Annotated in this window: 15 protein-coding genes; 4 read left to right on the top strand and 11 right to left on the bottom strand. The window is 34.9% G+C overall.

Annotated elements, in window-relative coordinates:
* Positions 1 to 49: 49 nt before the first annotated feature.
* Positions 50 to 787: an MlaE family ABC transporter permease gene (locus B2Z27_RS12690; RefSeq protein WP_058105280.1), complete on the top strand. Its 738-nt coding sequence runs from the start codon at positions 50 to 52 to the stop codon at positions 785 to 787.
* Positions 787 to 1,554, top strand: coding sequence for an ABC transporter ATP-binding protein (locus B2Z27_RS12685; protein WP_058105279.1), 768 nt, complete (start codon positions 787 to 789; stop codon positions 1,552 to 1,554). The genes B2Z27_RS12690 and B2Z27_RS12685 overlap by 1 nt, the downstream gene beginning before the upstream one ends.
* Here B2Z27_RS12685 and B2Z27_RS12680 read toward each other — a convergent pair.
* The 9 genes from B2Z27_RS12680 to porV all read right to left on the bottom strand — a co-directional run bounded on the left by B2Z27_RS12680 (position 1,551) and on the right by porV (position 11,064).
* Positions 1,551 to 3,020 (bottom strand): DUF389 domain-containing protein, encoded by a 1,470-nt coding sequence (locus tag B2Z27_RS12680; protein WP_286813928.1) that lies wholly within the window; start codon positions 3,018 to 3,020, stop codon positions 1,551 to 1,553. The genes B2Z27_RS12685 and B2Z27_RS12680 overlap by 4 nt on opposite strands.
* Positions 3,021 to 3,022: 2 nt before the next feature.
* Positions 3,023 to 4,102 (bottom strand): mannose-1-phosphate guanylyltransferase, encoded by a 1,080-nt coding sequence (locus B2Z27_RS12675; protein ID WP_286813927.1) that lies wholly within the window; start codon positions 4,100 to 4,102, stop codon positions 3,023 to 3,025.
* A gap of 1 nt (position 4,103) precedes the next feature.
* Positions 4,104 to 4,706, bottom strand: a complete 603-nt coding sequence (locus tag B2Z27_RS12670) for a SprT-like domain-containing protein (protein ID WP_286813926.1) — start codon at positions 4,704 to 4,706, stop codon at positions 4,104 to 4,106.
* Position 4,707: 1 nt separating this feature from the next.
* The gene (locus B2Z27_RS12665; protein ID WP_286813925.1) at positions 4,708 to 5,388 is read right to left on the bottom strand and encodes an SDR family NAD(P)-dependent oxidoreductase; all 681 of its coding nucleotides are present in this window, start codon (positions 5,386 to 5,388) and stop codon (positions 4,708 to 4,710) included.
* The gene (locus B2Z27_RS12660; RefSeq protein WP_286813924.1) at positions 5,388 to 6,419 is read right to left on the bottom strand and encodes a M28 family metallopeptidase; all 1,032 of its coding nucleotides are present in this window, start codon (positions 6,417 to 6,419) and stop codon (positions 5,388 to 5,390) included. Before B2Z27_RS12660 ends, B2Z27_RS12665 begins: the two co-directional genes overlap by 1 nt.
* Before the next feature lie 85 nt (positions 6,420 to 6,504).
* Positions 6,505 to 8,142: a pyruvate dehydrogenase complex dihydrolipoamide acetyltransferase gene (locus B2Z27_RS12655; protein WP_286813923.1), complete on the bottom strand. Its 1,638-nt coding sequence runs from the start codon at positions 8,140 to 8,142 to the stop codon at positions 6,505 to 6,507.
* Positions 8,143 to 8,146: 4 nt separating this feature from the next.
* The gene (pdhA, locus tag B2Z27_RS12650; RefSeq protein WP_071340220.1) at positions 8,147 to 9,145 is read right to left on the bottom strand and encodes a pyruvate dehydrogenase (acetyl-transferring) E1 component subunit alpha; all 999 of its coding nucleotides are present in this window, start codon (positions 9,143 to 9,145) and stop codon (positions 8,147 to 8,149) included.
* Between the two features lie 177 nt (positions 9,146 to 9,322).
* Positions 9,323 to 9,808, bottom strand: a complete 486-nt coding sequence (gene cdd / locus B2Z27_RS12645; protein ID WP_286813975.1) for a cytidine deaminase — start codon at positions 9,806 to 9,808, stop codon at positions 9,323 to 9,325.
* A gap of 107 nt (positions 9,809 to 9,915) precedes the next feature.
* Positions 9,916 to 11,064 (bottom strand): type IX secretion system outer membrane channel protein PorV, encoded by a 1,149-nt coding sequence (gene porV, locus B2Z27_RS12640; protein ID WP_286813922.1) that lies wholly within the window; start codon positions 11,062 to 11,064, stop codon positions 9,916 to 9,918.
* A gap of 438 nt (positions 11,065 to 11,502) precedes the next feature.
* Between porV and gldJ the strand changes: the two genes are divergently transcribed.
* Together gldJ and B2Z27_RS12630 are read left to right on the top strand one after the other, a co-directional pair.
* Entirely contained in the window at positions 11,503 to 13,173 is a 1,671-nt protein-coding gene (gene gldJ, locus B2Z27_RS12635) for a gliding motility lipoprotein GldJ (RefSeq protein WP_058105270.1), read from the top strand.
* A 61-nt stretch (positions 13,174 to 13,234) separates the two neighbouring features.
* Positions 13,235 to 14,512, top strand: a complete 1,278-nt coding sequence (locus B2Z27_RS12630) for a UDP-N-acetylmuramoyl-tripeptide--D-alanyl-D-alanine ligase (RefSeq protein ID WP_286813921.1) — start codon at positions 13,235 to 13,237, stop codon at positions 14,510 to 14,512.
* A 3-nt stretch (positions 14,513 to 14,515) separates the two neighbouring features.
* On the opposite strand, the gene B2Z27_RS12625 is transcribed toward B2Z27_RS12630, so the two are convergent.
* Positions 14,516 to 16,216, bottom strand: a complete 1,701-nt coding sequence (locus B2Z27_RS12625) for an efflux RND transporter periplasmic adaptor subunit (RefSeq protein WP_286813920.1) — start codon at positions 16,214 to 16,216, stop codon at positions 14,516 to 14,518.
* A complete protein-coding gene (locus tag B2Z27_RS12620) occupies positions 16,203 to 19,901 on the bottom strand; it encodes an efflux RND transporter permease subunit (protein ID WP_286813918.1) in 3,699 nt (1,232 codons plus the stop codon). The genes B2Z27_RS12625 and B2Z27_RS12620 overlap by 14 nt, the downstream gene beginning before the upstream one ends.
* Positions 19,902 to 19,941: the final 40 nt, after the last annotated feature.

The following is a 19,941-nucleotide window of genomic DNA, read 5'->3' as shown; positions in this document are numbered from 1 at the left end:
ATCAGGTGCATTATTGTTATTTTTACAGTAAGATTTTTATTTTTAATAAATGAACTATTTAGCATCTGTAGGAAGCTATGCCATTATGATCCGTGAGGTTTTTAAAAAACCTACAAAATGGAGAATAATGAAGTCCCTTATATTTAAAGAAATAGATGAACTTATCTTTAGTTCATTGGGTATTATCATATTTATCTCCTTTTTTATAGGTGCCGTTGTTGCCATACAAACAGCACTTAACTTAACAAACCCGTTAATACCCAGAAATTTAATTGGTTTTGCCACCAGACAATCGGTAATATTAGAATTTGCCCCAACTTTTGTATCTATAATTATGGCCGGTAAGGTAGGATCTTACATTACCTCTAGCATAGGTACTATGCGGGTTACAGAACAAATAGATGCTTTGGAGGTTATGGGTGTTAACTCATTGAACTACTTGGTATTTCCTAAAATTATAGCCATGTTGTTCTACCCCTTTGCGATTGCTATTTCTATGTATGTAGGAATTTTTGGAGGATGGATGGCCGGTGTTTTTGGCGGATTTCTTACTAGTGAGGATTTCATTACAGGTTTACAATCTGATTTTGTTCCTTTTCATATTGCTTATGCATTTGTAAAAACTTTAATTTTTGCTTTTGTAATTGCAACAGTACCTTCATTTCATGGGTTTTACATGAAGGGTGGTGCATTGGAGGTAGGTAAAGCAAGTACAACCTCGTTCGTGTGGACGAGTGTTGTTATAATTATACTTAATTATATTTTAACCCAACTTTTACTAGGATAATGATAGACGTACGAGACATACATAAATCTTTTGGCGAAGCTCATATCCTAAAAGGGATTTCCACCACCTTTGAAAAAGGAAAAACTAATTTGATCATTGGTCAAAGTGGATCCGGTAAAACTGTTTTTCTAAAATGCCTATTGGGACTATTTGAACCTGAAAAGGGTGGTATAGCATATGACGGCAAGTTGTATTCCGAGCATTCTGACGACGAAAAGCGAGATTTACGACAAGAAATGGGCATGGTATTTCAAGGAAGCGCCCTATTTGATAGCATGACGGTTGAAGGCAACGTAATGTTTCCACTAGAAATGTTCACCAAACAATCAAAAGCTGAAATGCAAGAACGTGTAGACACTGTTTTAAAAAGGGTAAACCTTGTTGATGCCCACCATAAATTTCCCTCTGAGATATCTGGAGGTATGCAAAAACGTGTTGCCATTGCTCGTGCTATTGTCATGAATCCAAAATATCTTTTTTGCGATGAACCCAACTCTGGGTTAGACCCCAAGACGGCAATTCTTATAGACAACTTGATCAAAGAAATTACTGAAGAATATAATATCACCACGGTCATTAACACTCATGACATGAACTCAGTGATGCAAATTGGCGAGAAAATTATTTTCTTAAAAGATGGGCTTTTGGAATGGGAAGGCACCAAAAACGAAATCTTTAAAACCGATAACGAAGCTGTTACCAATTTTGTGTATTCATCCGATCTCTTCAAGAAAGTACGCCAAATGTATATTCAAGAGCAAAATTAATCTTTAGGCATTTCCTTTATTTGAATCCTCTTATTATTTAAACGTAGTCTTAACCATTCTTGAAGCTTGTTCATGTCTTTAACCGTTTCTGCCCTTTTGGCTTCTTTTTTCCAAGTTACCTCAAACAATGGTATACTATCAGTCTTAGTAAAATCTGTTGAAATCAAATAAGCATACCCTATACGATCTAAATTCTCATAATTGGTTTTTGCCTCAAGACTTATTTCATTAAAAGGAATTTGATTAGATGAAATTTGATTTAAACGCATGAGCTCATTTTCTAAAAGCTGTATTTTCTCATCCTTGCTGGTTAAAATACTTTTCTGAGATTCATATAACTCGTTTACATATTTTAACTGAGTAGCTTCTTCACTCCTTGAACCCTGCACCACAGCAAGCTCAGTCTCACTTAATTGTTTATATTCCGCCATTTGGGTACGCCATGTTGCAATAACATTATCAGGGATACCATCATTGCCCATAAAGAACAATTCTATTTTAGATTTCCCCTCGTCATTATAAACCACCTCACTAAAATCTTTTAAAAATTTACCCTCACCTGCAAACTGATAAGGCTCAATTTTTTCAGTTATAAAAGCTTCAGCATCCCTGTTGAAAAGAGACTTTTTAAATACATTGTAAAACGTAAATCCAGCTGGTATCATGACCAATACCGCCAACAACGAGGCTAATCTTCCAATTAATTTTCTTCGTTGTGAATTCACATAGCGCACCATTGGAAAACGCAACAATTTAATAACCAAGAAAGTCGCTAGCGCAATAAAAATAGTGTTTATAATAAAGAGATACATTGCACCAGATGCATAACCCCAATTACCAATGGCCAGTCCAAAACCAACGGTACACAAAGGCGGCATTAATGCAGTAGCAATCGCAACCCCAAAAATAACACTGGCTATAGTCCCCTTTTTAGCACGGGCTATTACCAATGCCAAACCACCAAAAAAGGCTATCAATACATCTCTAATATCTGGTTCGGTCCTTGCCAACAGCTCAGAAGACTCATCTCTAAGCGGAAAAAAGCGATAAAATAAATAAGCGGTAATAACGCTCAAAACTACCATTACGGCAAAATTCTTAAGCGACCTTTTTAAAGTATCAATATCGTTGATTGCAACTGACATACCTATTCCTAGAATAGGTCCCATTAATGGAGATATTAACATGGCACCGATTACAACAGCTGTAGAATTCGCGTTTAATCCTATAGATGCTATAAATATTGAACAAATCAAAATCCAAGAAGTATGGCCCTTAAAAGGTATATCGGCAATTATAGCTTCTTTAGTTGCCTGCTGGTCCGTATTGGTTCTAATATCCAATAACTCAGAAAGAAACTTTTTTACACTACCTAAAAGACCTTGAAAATCTTTTTTTACTTCTTCACTACCTCCACCTTCATTACTAGTGGGGGTAATATTGTCTTGATTAAGATTGTTCTCCATATTTAAGCGAATTCATCACCAAAGGTATCTTTTACCTTGTTTAAAACCTGTTTAATGTCCTGTTCTTTTGTTTTCGGATAGATCAAAAGTACTTCATCTTTATCAACAATGATATAATCATTTAAGCCATCCACGACAACAACTTTACCAGCCTTAGATCGGATCATATTACCACTTGCATCTTGCACCAAAACTTTTGCATTCACAACGGCGTTATTATTTTCTTCCTTATCTAATTTATCATACAAAGAACCCCAAGTACCTAAATCATTCCAGTCAAAAGTAGCTTCTTTAACATAAATAGCATTTGAGTTTTCTAAAATTGCATAATCAATAGAAATATTCTCCGCTTTTGGGTAGTTTTCAGATATGAACTTCTTCTCGTCTTCCGTATTATAACACACTAACCCATCTCTGAATAAAGCGTATTGTTTTGGCTGAAAATTCTGAAATGCATTCACTATTGTTTTTGCACTCCACATAAATATACCGGCATTCCACAAAAAATTTCCTTGAGCTAAAAAATCTTTTGCCGTTTCATAGTCTGGTTTTTCCCTAAACTGATTTACCTTTTTTATCGGAGCCGTATCTTCTTTATTGTATTCTATATAACCAAATCCGGTATTTGGAAAGGATGGTTTAATACCTAACGTACACAAAACATCTTCAGTTTCACATTTTTCAAAACAAGCTGTAACATCTTTTGCAAATGCATCTTCATCTTCGATCCAATGATCACTTGGCGCAACGATCATAACTGCATCTTCATTCATTTTCTGAATTTTTAAGGCAGCATATAGTATACATGGCGCAGTATTTCTCATAGCCGGTTCAAGAACTACTTGTTCTTGTTTAACCATTGGTAATTGTTCTAGCACTAAATCATTATACCTCTCATTGGTTAAAATGAGTATATTTTCTGTTGGCACAAATTTATTAAGTCTTTGAAATGTCTTCTGTATAAGTGTATCACCTGTACCCAACATATCGTGGAACTGCTTTGGATTATCACTTGTGCTAATTGGCCAAAATCTTGATCCTACTCCGCCTGCCATTAAAACGGCATAATAATTTTTATTCATGTCAGCTTTTTATTAATTCTACTTCAGCATTTGGTTGAAAAAGAAATATTCTACCAGATGATATTTCAATACACTCATAACGCTTGGTTCGTTTGTTTCCTTTTTTAAATAGTTTACCATTGTAAATACGAAAAACGCATCCTATGGGTAATTCGTAAACGTAAGATTTATTCGATTGTTGTTCGTCAAACTGTTTTAAAGCTATTGACAAACGAGCATCTGTACTACTGCTTGCTTTTGGATTTTTAAAATGATTTGCCAATAAGGGCAACAGTTGCGATGGAAATACCTCTGGACGAATAAACGGAAGCATTAAAAACTGAAATGTTTTCTTCCATTCAACACCATGAGGTTTAATATTTCTACCATATTTCTCAAATGCCAATAAATGTGCAATTTCATGAATTAAGGTTATTAAAAACCTATATTTATTTAAGGACGCATTAACGGTAATCTGATGTTTGCCGTCTTTCCCCCGTCTATAATCCCCATGCCTAGTAACGCGCTCATTTACTATTTTTAAATGCACCTGACTATTCTTTATTAGTTCAAAACATGGACTAACGGCTAGTTCTGGAAGATATTTAGCTAAGGTTTGCTGCATTTTATGGTGTACTACTGCTTACTTGCAAAATTTTACCGTTGTACATTTTTTGTCCTTTTAAGGCAAAATCCATTATATACTCTGCCATTTCTTTTGCACTTACAGGTGCTTGATAACCTGGAAATGCCTCTTCTAACATTTCGGTTTGTACAGCACCTAAGGCCAACGCATTGAACGAGGGACCGGTTTCCTTAAATTCCTCGGCCAATAATTCCGTTAATGTCAGTACAGCTCCTTTACTAGAGCTATATGCAGAAAGACCAGGGAATTTTGCACTACCTTGAACACCTCCCATAGAGCTAATAGTAAGCACATGACCATCTATGTCCATAAATGGCACAATTAATTTTGTCATTGAAGCTACCCCAAAAACATTGACATCATAAACCGATTTAAATTCTTCTTCGGTAATTTCCATAAAAGGTTTATTCACCAATTTACCAGCATTATTTATTAGAGCTAGAACTTTTGCGTTATTGGCCTTTAAAAATTCATTAACCTTTTCTCTGTCTTTTGCCGATGAAACATCAAATGGAAATGCGGTAATGTTTTTATGACCAATATTCTTTATGGGACTGTCATTTCTTGAAAGTGCCAAGACCGCATAACCTGCATCTGCCAATAATTTACTTAATTCAAAGCCAATTCCTCTACTAGTACCCGTTACAACTATATAATCCATTAGTTATATTTTACTTCTTTTAAAGGAGCATTAATAATACCCTCCAACATTGGCTTTACTTCATTTACCATATTGGACATAAAGTTGTAATCCATTAAAGAGGCTTCGTCTCCTACTTTATGATATTCACCAAAATTAGTAAAGTCGAACGAACTATAGGTTTGAGAAGGAACGTTAAATTTATCATGAAACGGTGCATTATCTGAACGTCTAAATAAATTAAACTCTTTTGCCTTTGGCAAAAAACCTACCAAATTCTTTTGCGCATATTTATTACTTACTTCCGCAAGATTTGACAATTCATAACCAGTTAAATAGAGACTATGGTCTTTGTTCACCATAGGTACACCTATCATTTCAAAATTCAACATAACGTATAAATCTAAATTCTGGGTCAATAATTTGTCTGCCAAATGTTTAGACCCCAACAATCCCTTTTCTTCCGCAGAAAACAATGCAAAAATAATACTGCGTTTATTATTTTTAGTTTGAGCAAAATATTTTGCGAATTCTATTACCGCAGTTGTACCAGAGGCGTTATCATTTGCTCCATTAGCTATAGTATCGCTATCATCTCCACTAATTATCCCAATGTGATCATAGTGGGCACCTATTATTACATACTCATTTTTTAAATCCGAATCTGTGCCTGGCAGAAACCCCACTACGTTATACGCTATACCGTTACTGTAATTTTCTAAAGTGTCTTTATATGAATTAAAATAAGGTTGAATATTATTCCTAGAGAATATATTCTCTATAAAATCAGCTGCCTTAGTTATACCATCACTCCCAGTATCTCTTCCTTGCAAATCATCTGAAGTCAAAAAAGTCATCAACGCTTCAATATCTTTTGGGGTTGTATCTACAGCGTTCATAACGGAACCCTCAGCCATTGTCACCTTGTTCTTTACAACCGAACCTTTGACTCCTTTTGGATTATTGGGATTTAAAACTGTTGATTGATCCACCTTTGTACCTCCACAGGCTACTAACAGACCACCAAGAAATACAATTATTATATGCCTCATAACATCTTATTTTTAAAATCTAAAGATAAAAAAAAGCATCCCGATGAAAGGATGCTTTTCTTATTCTATTTATAAAATTAATTATCTATGCCAACATAGTAACCGGGTTTTCCACAAAGTACTTCAAAGTCTGTAAAAACTGAGCACCAACTGCACCATCAACCGTTCTATGATCGCAAGCTAGTGTCAACTTCATTGTATTACCTACCACTATTGCTCCATTTTTCACTACTGGCTTTTCAACTATAGCACCTACGGATAAAATAGCTGAATTTGGCTGATTGATAATACTTGTAAATTCAAGAATACCGAACATACCTAGATTAGAAACCGTAAATGTACTTCCTTCCATTTCAGAAGGTGCAATTTTCTTATTTCTAGCTTTACCGGCCAAATCCTTAACAGCACTACCTATTTGAGTTAAGCCCAGCAAATCAGCATGCTTCACTACTGGTACAACCAAACCTTCATCAACCGCTACAGCAACACCCATATGTATATGCCTATGATACTTTGTAGTATCTCCGTTCCATGACGTGTTTACTTGTGGATGCTTTTTCAGCGCCATTGCACAGGCTTTCAAAACCATATCATTAAACGACACTTTAGTATCAGGTAGACTATTGATCTGCGCCCTTGATGCCTTAGCGTTATCCATATCAACCTCAATCGTAAGATAGAAGTGAGGAGCGTTGAATTTTGAATTACCTAATGCTTTAGCTATAGCCTTACGCATGTTAGAATTCTTAACCTCTTCAGTTCCTTCCTCTCCTGAAGGCAATGCCATTGATACAGGTTGTGATGAAATTGCATTTTCAGCTTTAGCTCCGGCAGTAGCCGCTGGAGCAGCAGATGTACTTGGAGTATAATTCTCCACATCTTTCTTTATTATTCTACCATTATCTCCTGATCCGGAAACAGTTGACAAATCAATTCCTTTATCAGCAGCTATCTTTTTGGCTAATGGAGATGCAAAAATCCGAGCTCCGTCAGATGCAGGTTTAACCTCATCTTTCTTCTCTGATGTGCCTGAAGATTTTTCCTCTTTTTCATATTGAGCAGGAGCACTTTTTTTGCTTCCACCGGTTTTACTATTTAATACAGCGTCAACATCTGTGCCTTCAGGTCCAATTATTGCCAAAACAGCATCTACCGGTGAAGATTCACCTTCTTGTATCCCTATATACAATAACTTACCATTATAGAAAGACTCAAATTCCATTGTAGCCTTATCCGTTTCAATTTCAGCAAGAATATCACCTTCTTCAACATCATCACCTACTTTCTTCAACCAGCTAGCAACGGTACCCTCTTCCATGGTATCACTCAATCGAGGCATTTTAACAATCTCAACCCCTTCTGGAATTTCAGCACCTCCTGAAGTTTCTTCATCACTTGAAGAAGCCTCATCCGATGACGACTCCTCACTTGATGATTCTTCAGAGGACTCACCTCCTCCACTTACCAAGGAAGAAATATCTTCACCTTCATCCCCAATAATTGCTAAAAGGCTATCTACCGGAGCTGTATCTCCTTCTTGAATACCGATATGCAAAAGAGTACCTTCATTGAAGGACTCGAATTCCATTGTTGCCTTATCAGTTTCAATTTCGGCTAATATATCTCCTTCCTCTATTTTATCTCCAACGCTTTTTAACCACTTTGCAACGGTACCTTCTTCCATGGTATCGCTCAAACGGGGCATATTTACTACTACTGCCATTTAATTATATTTTATGTTGAACAAATGGAAAATCCTCTTGTTCGTAAACCATATCATATAATTGGTTTACTGGTGGATAATCTGATTCTTCCGCGAACTTCTCACATTCCTTAACCAAGGATTTCACTTTTTTGTCAATATCCTTAATTTCAGCGTCGGTCGCATATTTATTTTCCTTAATAATATCCAACACCTGAGTAATTGGATCTATTTTTTTATACTCTTCAACCTCATCTTTGGTTCTGTAATGTTGTGCATCTGACATAGAATGACCTCTATATCTATATGTTTTCATTTCAAGAAAAGTTGGTCCACCACCACTACGTGCTCTTTCGATCGCCTTACTCATTTCTTGAGCAACCGTTACCGGGTTCATACCATCAACAGGTCCACAAGGCATTTCATAACCTAAACCTAATTTCCAAATTTCGGTAGAGAACGATGTTCTTGCCACTGAAGTACCCATAGCGTAGCCATTATTTTCACAAATAAAAACAACGGGTAATTGCCATAACATTGCTAAATTAAAAGTTTCATGTAACGAACCTTGTCTTACAGCACCATCACCCATATAACAAAGGGTTACGTTATCTCTTCCAGCGTACTTATCACCAAAAGCCATACCTGCACCTAATGGAATTTGCCCCCCAACGATACCATGTCCACCATGAAAACGATGTTCTTTTGAAAAAATATGCATAGAACCACCCATACCTTTTGAAGTACCGGTCACTTTACCATATAGCTCTGCCATAACTTTTTTAGGGTCAACACCCATACCAATTGGCTGAACATGGTTTCTATACGCAGTTATCATTCGGTCTTTGGTTAAATCCATTGCATGTAGTGCACCAGCCAAAACTGCCTCTTGCCCATTATACAAATGCAAAAACCCTCTTACCTTCTGCTGAATGTATACAGCAGCCAATTTATCCTCAAATTTCCTCCAAAACAGCATGTCCTCATACCATTTCAAATACGTTTCCTTGGTGATTTTTTCCATCAATTTTAACTAAAGGTTTAAATTTCTTTATTGATAACAGAGGCAGTACAACCTAGGTATCCAAGAACAGCAAAAATACACATATAAATGAATCGATAAAAATTAAAGAAGCAAATCCATTAAGAAATTACAAGCTTAACAAATAAAGCTCATAACGTGTATATTTATAATGTCATTTTAATTGAGAAATGTATTATTGAACCCTAACGGTAATAAATCTGCCAAAGAACTACATTCAATGACACTACCTGTCTCACCCATCATCAGTATTTTAATAGGCTCGCCCTGTTTAAATTCGTATTCAGATATTGCCTGCCTACAATTACCACATGGGGCTGCCGGCTCATTAACTTCATGATTTAAAGATGCTGCAGTAATGGCTATTGCTTTTATTTTTACACCAGGATAATTGGCTCCTGCATAAAATATAGCCACCCTTTCCGCACATAAACCTGATGGGTAAGAGGCATTTTCTTGATTGTTACCTTCAACAATCTCCCCATTATCCAATAAAATAGAAGCACCTACATTAAAACTAGAGTATGGTGCATAAGCCCGTTGTCTTGCCTGTAAAGCTGCGGTCATTAAACTTTGGTCTTCAGCCTTTAATTCATCAAATGAATCATATATAGTGATATCAAAGCTTATCTTCTTATGGTTGATCATATTTTTTTATTTTCAATCTACATATATTAATTGTACCTGAGAGAATGTCGCATAAAAAAACCTGCAAATTAGCAGGTTTTTTCTATTATTAAACTTTTTGAACTTTAATCATTATAATACTCTTCCCCTAAATTAAAAGTAAGAGAAAAACGTAGTGTGTTCTCTAGTGGATTACGCACCTGAGACGTTGAAAACAAATAAGAAAGATCTACTTGAGCTGCCTTAAACTTGAACCCTGCACCCAACGTAAAGAACTTTCTTGATCCTTTTTCCTCACTCTCGTTGAAGTAACCGGTTCTAATCATAAAGGCATCCTGATAAACGTATTCAGCACCTAATGCCCAAGTAAACTCCTTTAGCTCTTCACTAAAACCATCTGGTGCATCTGTAAAAGAATTAAATATTCCACTGAAACCACTTTCATTTTGATAGATATCGTTATCTGCCGCATCAACATCACCATCACCATCGAAATCTTGAGGTGTTGGCACCAGCAATTTAGTAAACTCCGTAGTAATACCTATTACATTATCTTGATCTAAAATGAAATCAAAACCACCACCAACACTTAATTTACTTGGCAAGAAGTTTTCCTGTCCACCTTCATCATATTGAATTTTACCACCGATATTAGAAAGATTGAAGCCACCTCTCCATCTACCGTCAAAATTATTATAGGCTATTTCTCTGGACCTGTAATAACCGGCTACATCTACCGCAAATGAACCTGCGGCTTGTGAATCTTCACTACCGTTCTGTGGTAATTTCAAATTAGACCTTATATATCGTCCACCAACTGCCATTGAAAAAGTAGGACTTAACTTTAATGAGTATGACCCATCCAATGCCAATTCATTCGGTTTCGCAATAGTACCTGGATCATTGGCAAACTGTCTTAACTCAATTTCACCTAAAGTAAAATATCGCAAACTGACCGCAAATGCGCTTTGTTCGTTAATTTTGTTATAAAAACTAGCATTTAGCAAAGAAATATCCGTGATAATACTTTCCAAATATGGTGTATAACTCACACCAATGCCCATCTTACGCTCAGCAAATGCAAATTTAGCAGGGTTCCATTGTTGAGAAAAAGCATCTGTAGATGTTGCCACACCCATATCACCCATACCAGCAGACCTAGCATCAGCAGCTATTGTCAGAAATGGCACCGCCGTTGTAATTACACGTTGGTCGTCTTGTGCAAATATTTTACCGACAACCAAAACAAAGAAAACTATTGAGATTTTTCTCATCAGAATGAAATCATTAATTAATAAAAAAAATGAAATATACCATTAAAATATATTTGCTTATTATTTCAATTGTAAACGTTGATTTTCACTTAATCTTGCATCAAGCCTAAGTTTTTTTGTAAGAAATTACTTTTAAACATTATTCGCATTCTTTATACACATAATTCAAAGGGGTTTTAAATAGTTAATTTAGATTTCAAAAGAAATAAACATATTCATACTATTTAACTGATTTAACCGTTTAACCTTTAAAGTAAGCCCAATTTTACAAACGGTTATTTTTGAGATTTTCAAAATTATTTTTAATTATAAAATAATCTTATTAAAACACCGTTCTATTGAGCGAAAGTGACAAACAAATTAAAAGAAATTACAGTATCATATTGAAATAGGAACCAAACTACTATTTAATATGACAATTGAACTCAAGTCCTAATTATGAAAAAACATTTAGTAAAAGTTGTACTCTCGTGCACGGTTATAGTAGGAGGCTTAACAGCTAGTAGCTGTTCAAAATCTTCATCTTCTTCTAAAAACACCTCTAGAGCTACAGGTTGGAAAATAAATGCCAAGGAAGGTGGTTTTCAATACAATACCGATTTTAAAGAGCAAGAAACCGCTCCTGGATTAGTATTCGTTGAAGGTGGAACGTTTACCAAAGGTAAGGTTCAAGATGACGTTATGCATGATTGGAACAATACTCCGACTTCACAACATGTACAGTCTTTTTATATGGACGAGACAGAGGTAACCAACGTAATGTATTTGGAATACCTTGACTATTTAAAAAGCGTATATCCACCAGAAAACCCTAAATACACAAATATCTACGTAGGTGCATTACCAGATACATTGGTATGGAGAAATAGATTAGGTTTTAATGAAACCATGACCAACAACTACTTAAGACACCCTGCATATGCAGAATACCCTGTAGTTGGTGTAAACTGGATTCAAGCAACACAATTTGCCGAATGGAGAACAGATCGTGTAAACGAAGTTATGCTAGAAAGAGAAGGTTACTTATCTGAAGATGCCAAATATCAAGCAGCTACAGGTGAAGTACAAGGCACTTTTAGCACTGAGGCCTATTTAAATAGACCCGAATCTGTATATAATGGACAAATTGATTCATTACAAGGTAAAAAGAAAAAGGATAGCGTTTCAACTTTTGCCAAGAGAAGCAGCGGTATCATTATGCCCGAATATAGATTACCAACTGAAACAGAATGGGAATATGCAGCGCAAGCACAAGTTGGACAAAGAGAATACAACAATTACAGAGGTAGAAAAAAATATCCTTGGGAAGGCGATTACACTAGAAACGGACAACGTGTAGGTCGTGGTGATCAATTAGCCAACTTTAAGCAAGCAAAAGGTGATTACGGCGGAATTGCAGGTTGGTCCGATGACGGAGCAGATATTACTGCCGAAGTAATGTCTTACAAGCCTAATGATTTAGGTTTATACGATATGGCCGGTAACGTTGCCGAGTGGGTAGCGGATGTATATAGACCAATAGTTGATGATGAGGTAAGTGACTTTAACTACTACAGAGGTAATATTTACATGAAAACAGCCATTGGCGAAGATGGTAAAGTAAATATTTTAAGAGATTCAATCGTCTACGATACATTACCTAACGGAAAAGTAGTTGCCGTAAATTTACCGGGAGAAATTAAAATGGTTCCCGTAGATGAAGAAGAAACATACTTAAGAACTAATTTCTCATCAAGTGACAACAGAGGATATAGAGATGGAGATCCAGGTTCTTCAAGATTCTATGATAGATTCAACGATGGAGACGAAGAGGATTCCAAGAAAAAAATGTACAACTCTCCTAAGCATTCAGTTGAAAGAGATTCTTTAGGCAACCTTATAAAAGGTTATGACTCATCTAACAACAGAACTACTTTGATCAATGATGAAGTAAGAGTTTACAAAGGTGGATCTTGGAGAGATAGAGCATACTGGTTAGACCCAGCACAAAGAAGATATTTACCACAATATATGGCTACGGACTATATAGGATTTAGATGTGCAATGTCTAGAGTTGGTTCTAAATCAAAAACAAAAAACAAAACAGTAAGAGGTAAAAAAGCAAAATAATTTTTATCTAACGAATTAAAAAAGCCCTTTTCTTAAAGGGCTTTTTTTTATCTTCGATTTTATGAAAATTCACGACTTACATGCTATCTTTTTAGCAAACCCTTCAATTAGTACAGACACTCGAAAGATTAAGGAAAATGACATTTTCTTTGCTCTGAAAGGAGAGAATTTCAACGGCAATACTTATACACAAAAGGCTCTTGATAGCGGAGCCAGTTATGTGGTGATTGATGAAGAAAAATATGTTTCAAATAACAAAACAATTCTAGTTGATAATGTTCTTAAAACATTGCAGGACCTAGCTAACTACCATAGAAAAAAGTGTAAAGCACAGGTAATTAGTTTAACCGGCAGTAATGGAAAAACAACTACAAAAGAATTAATAAACGCTGTTTTAAGCACTTCATACAGAACAATAGCCACAAAAGGTAATCTAAACAATCATATTGGAGTACCTTTAACACTACTGACCATTAAACCTGATACAGAAATTGCCATAGTTGAAATGGGTGCCAACCACCTTAATGAAATTGAATTTCTTTGTGAAATTGCCGAACCTGATTTTGGTTATATAACCAACTTTGGAAAAGCACATTTAGAAGGTTTTGGTGGCGTAGAAGGAGTTATAAAAGGGAAAAGTGAACTATATGATTATTTAATTAGCAGTAATAAGTCCGTATTTCTAAATGCAGACGACCCCATTCAATTAGAAAAACTAAAAGGTTTCACCAAGAAATATGGCTTCAGCACTACACAAGCAAAGTATTTCAATATTGAACTTATCAACGCACAACCATTTGTAAACCTAAAGGTAGAAGATGTTGAAATAAACAGTAACCTTATTGGCACATATAATTTCACTAACTGTTGCGCTGCGATCATTATTGGCAAATATTTTAATATAGAACTACCCAAAATAAAATATGCTATTGAAAAATATATACCAGATAACAACAGGTCGCAAATTATAAACACCAAGGGACACTATATTATTTTAGATGCTTATAATGCCAATCCCTCAAGTATGAAAGTGGCACTTGAAAATTTCCATACATTAGAAAAGCCGAATAAAATTTTAATTTTGGGAGATATGTTCGAGTTAGGAAATTCATCTCGTGAAGAACATCAAATTATTGCAAATCTTGCTTCTAGCTTAAATTTTGAAGAAGTAATCCTAGTTGGGGAAAATTTTCAATTAACCGATTCTAACGCAATCAACTTAACTAATTTCAATGCGTTAAAAACTTATTTGGATAAATATGATTTACCAGAAAAATCCACTATTTTAATTAAGGGATCTAGAGGCATGGCCCTAGAACGTGTGTTAGAATGCTTATAGTCTTTACTCTACAACTTTGATTACACTCCCACAGTGTAACATTTTATCCCCAAAATATGGATTTTTAATGGCTTTATTTAAGCTGAGCCAATCTGCACCCTTATTATTATCTGCCATTGGACAATGCTGTATATAAATAGTATTTTGATAGTCTTTTATATAAGAAGAAAAATATACAAACGACATTGACAATTTTTTAAACTCCAAACGATTTTTATCCAAACTTTCTCCCTCTGCAATTAGCTCTAAAGAGGATATTGCATTGCTGGTATTTTTTTTAAAACCGCCTTCTAAATCTGTTTTTTTTAAAGAAACTAAAATATTGCCAAGTTCTTTAGATAGCACTTTACAACTATCAGTGTTAGATTTCACAAAATGGTTCTTTAAGTCAAAATAAATATTTAAAGCTTCTTTTAAAATCAAATTTTGTTCTTGGGATAATTCAATAGGAATATCTTTAGACGACCCGTTTGAACTTGATAATGTTCCACTAGAATACATCATAGATCTCTTGCCTTGCAATTGAGCTGCTGCATCTATAACAAAAGTGCCATTCGTAACAATTTCATCCCCTTCCTGCAAACCATTCAAAACCACGTAATTACCCCCTACAGACTCTCCCAACGAGATATTAAGCATTTCAAATTCAGGTTTATCTCCATCAATTTTTTTATAGACCACAGACTGCTCACCCGTCCACAGAACAGCACTTTTAGGCAATATCAACAACCGTTTATCAGCAATTTCAATGTTCACTTTACCTGAAATGAACATACCAGGTTTCCATATTTTTTCCTTATTTGGAATAGCCGCTATTACTGAAACTATTCTTTTATTTCTATCCATAATTGGTTCAATAAAAGATATTTTTGCAACCACAGGATCAACACCCAATGCATTTGCACTTATTTCAATTTCCTGACCCTCTTTCAACTTTGACAGTTGATTTTCGTAAGCTTGAAATTCCGCCCAAACCGTAGACAGTTCAGCTACCTTAAACAATGGGTCTCCTTGTTTAAAATAATTACCTTCTGTAGCAATAATCTCCACAACGGTTCCAGAAACATCGGCCCTTAGAGGGAAATTTTTAATAGGTTTCCCCGTTTCTAATAATTTACCGATTTGTTTGTCTGTTAACTTCCAAAGACCTAACGTGTTTCGTGCTGCGGAAAATAATTTTTCATGCGATTCTTTATATGAAGCCGATGTTAATAATTTATCTTGAGCTAAGTATAACTCTGGACTATATATAGTACCTATTTCTTGTCCTTTATTAACATACTGACCTATAATATTTATTTTCAACTCGTCTATACGACCATCAAATAAAGTAACTTGAGTTGCACTTGACTCTCTATTCAATGAAATTTCACCAGATAAAGTCAATTGATCACTAACTTCACCAAAACTCACAATGCTTGTTTGAATATCCGCTAAAGCAAGTGCTCGATTACTCATTCTAATACGATAGTCATTTACCGAATTTTCCTCCCCAACCTTTTTTACCAAATCCATTCCACAAACAGGGCACTTTCCTTCTTCATTCACTATGACATCTGGGTGCATAGAACATGTATAAGATACTTTTTCACTATTACCATCAACATGATCTGATTCATCAAAAAGCAAAAAACCCATTAATAGACCGAAAAACAACACTGCCAAATAGCCTACATATTTCATATACTTATTAGAGCTTTTCATATGTTAAATTTCGTTGTTTTAATTTTAATTCTTGCCAAAAACAATATAAAACCGGCACTACCAGCAAGGTAATTAACGCAACTAACATTCCCCCAAAACCTGGTATCGCCATAGGTATCAATATGTCCTTACCATGTCCTTTTGCTGTAAGCACTGGCAATAATGCCAATAAAGTTGTAGCGGTTGTCATTAAACAAGGGCGAATTCTCTTATTTCCGGCACTTAATACTGCCATTCTTATTTCCTTAATGGAATCTGGCTGTTTATCATTAAAACTATTTTTTAAATAAGTAGCAATTAGCACACCATCATCTGTTGCTATTCCGAATAAAGCTATAAAACCAACCCAAACGGCAATACTTAAATTTACAGTTTGAACATTAAAAACATTTCGCAATTCATTACCTAAAAAACTAAAATTTAAAAACCAATGTTGATTATACAACCAAATCATTATAAAACCTCCTGCAAAAGCAACTAATACCCCTGAAAATATTATAAATGAAACAGTTAGGGACTTAAATTGAAAATATAACACAAACAATATTGCGATTAGAATTAAAGGAATTATCACCGCTAATGATTTCTCCGCATGTTGATTATTTTCATAATTTCCTTCAAACCTGTATCTGATACCTTCGGGTACCATCAACTCTCCATTTTTCACTTTTGCTTCTAAGATTTTTTTCACCTCTTCGACCACTGTTATCTCAGCAAAACCTTCATTCTTATCGAACAATACATAACCTGTCAAAAACCCGTCCTCACTTTTAATTACTTGAGGCCCCTTTGCATACTTTATATTGACCATTTCAGAAAACGGAACTGAACCACCCTTGGGTAATTGTATAACTATGTTTTTTAAGTCTTGAGGTTCTGCCCTTAATTCTTTTGGATATCTAATAATTACATCAAACCTTTCTCTTTCTTCAATAACTTCCGTTAACAACTTACCTCCAATAGCCGTCTCTAAAATCTCTTGTAGTTCATTTACAGAAAGACCATATCTTGCTGCCTTATCTCTATCTAAAACAACATTTATATACGGTTTTGCAACAATTCTATTAGAAAATACGGATGTTGTATTTACTTGATCTATTTGTTTTATCTCCTTTTCTAAATCAGAGCCAAACCTTTCAATAGACTCTAAATTAGTGCCAAATATTTTAATTCCCATTGGTGAACGCATCCCTGTTTGCAACATTATTAACCTTGTTTCAATAGGTTGTAATTTTGGTGCGGAAGTAACCCCAGGGATATTTGTAACAGCTATTATTTCATTCCAGATATCATCTGGACTGTTAATATGTTTACGCCAGTTTCTATAATACTCCCCATTGACATCAGTAATCAATTCATCTTTTGAAACCCCTGACCCTGCAGAAACTACCCGCCCATCCTTTGTATAGAACTCACCGTTATCCGAAATTTTAAAAGACATTGGTTTTCCATTTTCATCTAATATAAATTCTGTTTTATAACTAATTAAATTTTCGAACATTGATAGTGGTGCCGGATCTAAAGCAGAATTAACACGACCAGCTTTACCAATGACCGTCTCAATTTCCGGTATAGAGGCAACAGCCATGTCTAATTGTCGTAATAGTTTTTTATTTTCAGAAATACCAGAATGAGCTGTAGTCGTAGGCATTAATAAAAACGAACCCTCATTTAATTTAGGCATAAACTCTTTTCCGATAGATATATATATAAGTATCCCTAAAGTCAGTAAAACCATGGGAATACAAAAGAACTTAAACTTATTGGCCATTGCCCAAAGTAAAATTCTATCATAAAACACATAAAATAAATAGAGTATCGCCAAAACCGAGCCTGCTACAATTACAACAAACAGTAGGTTGAAAAAATAGTTATTATCAACTCCCAAGGGATTCCAGTAATGAGTCAAAATCAATACAATTGATATAACGAGATATATATTCAAGATTGACCCAAAGTCTTTACCTTTTAGTACATTGATTTTCTTCAACAACGTCAGTACAAAAAAACCAATTAAGACTAAACCAGCCCAGAACTTAAATAACACTAACACAAAACCAACAAAGGCTAATAAATAAGAACCAATATCTTTTATTTTAAAATTATTTGTACCTAACCTGTACCATTTAGCAATTGCCGGAGGTATGACCAACAATGATAAAAGCATTGCCGACAATAAAGCTGCAGTTTTTGTAAATGCAAGTGGGGTAAACATTCTGCCCTCTTCGCCTGTTAAAATAAAAACTGGTATAAAACTTAAAATTGTTGTCAAACCTGCTGTAAGTATTGCACTAGTAACCTCACTTGCTCCTTCAACAACTAATTCATCAATTGACTTATCCCCATTACTTTGATCTAATTTAAGAATTATATTTTCAGTCAGAATAATTCCCATATCAACCATTGTACCTATTGCGATTGCAATACCAGATAGCGCTACGATATTAGCATCAACTTTAAATAATTTCATTGCAATGAACACTGTAAGTACTGCCATTGGCAATAATGCAGAAATTATAATAGACACCCTGAGCCTACGTAACAAAATAAGAATAACTAGCGCTGCAATTAATATTTCAAGATATAGCGCCGTGCTTAAAGTTCCAAGCGTACTTTCTATAAGCTCAGTTCTATCATAAAATGGCACAATGGTCAATTTAGAAACTGACCCATCACTCAACCGCTTTGAAGGCATTCCCTCGCTTAATTCTTTTATTTTTAATTTAATGGACTTAATTACTTTTTGAGGATTTGATCCATTTCTACCAACAACAACACCACCAACAACTTCAGCTCCTTCTTTATCCAAAATTCCTTTTCGATCCTTTGGACCCAAGGTTACTATAGCTAAATCTTTAATTTTTATAGGCGCAAAATCATTTGTAACAACTATTGTCTTTTCTAAATCATCGATTTTATCGACTAGTCCTAAGCCTCTAATAATGTATTCAGCGCTATTAATTTCAATGGTTTTTGCGCCAATATTTTTATTCGTTTCTTTAACAGCCTCAATTACATCATTTAATGATATTTTATATTGCCTCATTAATTGAGGTTTTACTTCTATTTGATACTCTTGAATATGCCCCCCAATTGACGCAACCTCAGCTACGTTTTCTGCAGATGCCAATATATTCTTGACATAAAAATCTTGTACTTTTCTAAGCTCATGTAAATCCCATCCTCCTGTGATTTTACCATTTTTGTCCCTACCTTCAATAGTATACCAAAAAAGCTGACCTAGCGCGTTGGCATCTGGACCCAATTTTGGAGCAACACCCTGTGGCAATGTGTTAATAGGCAAACTACTAATCTTCTCTAACACCCTATTTCTAGCCCAATAAAAGTCCGTATCATCATCAAAAATTAAGTATATTGTGGAAAAACCAAACATAGACGAACTTCGAACAGATTTTACTCCAGGTAGTCCTAATAGATTTGAAGTTAGAGGGTAAGTAATTTGATCTTCTATATCCTGTGGAGACTGCCCTTCCCATTCAGTAAACACAATTTGCTGATTATCTCCCAGGTTAGGAATCGCGTCTACAGAAACAGGATATGATCCTAAAAAAAAATTATCATTTTTAAAAGGAACTGTCATTAACCCCCACAACAACAAAACCAACAACATAGTAAATGCTATTAGTTTATTCTGCACAAAATATTTAATTATTCCTTTTAACATAAATCATGTGAACTTAAATGTTTTAAATAAACAATAAGCT

This window comes from Maribacter sp. UBA3344 (assembly GCF_002362375.1).
GTDB classification, from domain to species: domain Bacteria; phylum Bacteroidota; class Bacteroidia; order Flavobacteriales; family Flavobacteriaceae; genus Maribacter; species Maribacter dokdonensis.
This window is presented reverse-complemented; position numbering and strand designations above follow the sequence as displayed.

Coding starts and splice junctions, on each gene's coding strand:
- B2Z27_RS12690 (WP_058105280.1), top strand. CDS start 50: ATGAACTATTTAGCATCTGTAGGAAGCTATGCCATTATGATCCGTGAG.
- B2Z27_RS12685 (WP_058105279.1), top strand. CDS start 787: ATGATAGACGTACGAGACATACATAAATCTTTTGGCGAAGCTCATATC.
- B2Z27_RS12680 (WP_286813928.1), bottom strand. CDS start 3,020: ATGGAGAACAATCTTAATCAAGACAATATTACCCCCACTAGTAATGAA.
- B2Z27_RS12675 (WP_286813927.1), bottom strand. CDS start 4,102: ATGAATAAAAATTATTATGCCGTTTTAATGGCAGGCGGAGTAGGATCA.
- B2Z27_RS12670 (WP_286813926.1), bottom strand. CDS start 4,706: ATGCAGCAAACCTTAGCTAAATATCTTCCAGAACTAGCCGTTAGTCCA.
- B2Z27_RS12665 (WP_286813925.1), bottom strand. CDS start 5,388: ATGGATTATATAGTTGTAACGGGTACTAGTAGAGGAATTGGCTTTGAA.
- B2Z27_RS12660 (WP_286813924.1), bottom strand. CDS start 6,419: ATGAGGCATATAATAATTGTATTTCTTGGTGGTCTGTTAGTAGCCTGT.
- B2Z27_RS12655 (WP_286813923.1), bottom strand. CDS start 8,142: ATGGCAGTAGTAGTAAATATGCCCCGTTTGAGCGATACCATGGAAGAA.
- pdhA (WP_071340220.1), bottom strand. CDS start 9,145: ATGGAAAAAATCACCAAGGAAACGTATTTGAAATGGTATGAGGACATG.
- porV (WP_286813922.1), bottom strand. CDS start 11,064: ATGAGAAAAATCTCAATAGTTTTCTTTGTTTTGGTTGTCGGTAAAATA.
- gldJ (WP_058105270.1), top strand. CDS start 11,503: ATGAAAAAACATTTAGTAAAAGTTGTACTCTCGTGCACGGTTATAGTA.
- B2Z27_RS12630 (WP_286813921.1), top strand. CDS start 13,235: ATGAAAATTCACGACTTACATGCTATCTTTTTAGCAAACCCTTCAATT.
- B2Z27_RS12625 (WP_286813920.1), bottom strand. CDS start 16,216: ATGAAAAGCTCTAATAAGTATATGAAATATGTAGGCTATTTGGCAGTG.
- B2Z27_RS12620 (WP_286813918.1), bottom strand. CDS start 19,901: ATGTTAAAAGGAATAATTAAATATTTTGTGCAGAATAAACTAATAGCA.